Annotated in this window: 1 protein-coding gene; it reads left to right on the plus strand. The window is 40.1% G+C overall.

What is annotated here, in order from left to right:
* Positions 1–367: dicarboxylate/amino acid:cation symporter (locus tag ACTQX6_RS12655; RefSeq protein WP_441657568.1), on the plus strand; the 367-nt coding region annotated here is incomplete at both ends.

Raw genomic sequence — 367 nt, forward strand, 5'->3', positions numbered from 1 at the left:
TGGTGATGAAAGTCCGGTTGGAAAGTTGTTAAAGAATTTAAATGAGATCATTATGCGTTTTGTCGGCATCATTATGAAACTTGCACCGATTGGATTAGGCGCTTACTTTGCAAACTTGATTGCCGAGTATGGTCCACAGCTGTTGGGCGATTATGGTCGCAGTATGATCGTGTATTATCCTTTATGTCTTCTATATGCTTTTATTTTCTTTCCATTATATGCTTATTTTTCAGGTGGAACTTGCGCAGTTAAACGAATGTTTAAGCATATCTTTACACCGGCAATCACAGCCTTTGCGACTCAAAGTTCGGCTGCAACATTACCGGTCAATAAGGAAGCTTGTGAAAAGATCGGTGTACCATCGGAT

The sequence above is a fragment of the Faecalicoccus sp. LCP19S3_E2 genome (assembly GCF_052121255.1).
Lineage (GTDB): Bacteria > Bacillota_I > Bacilli_A > Erysipelotrichales > Erysipelotrichaceae > Faecalicoccus.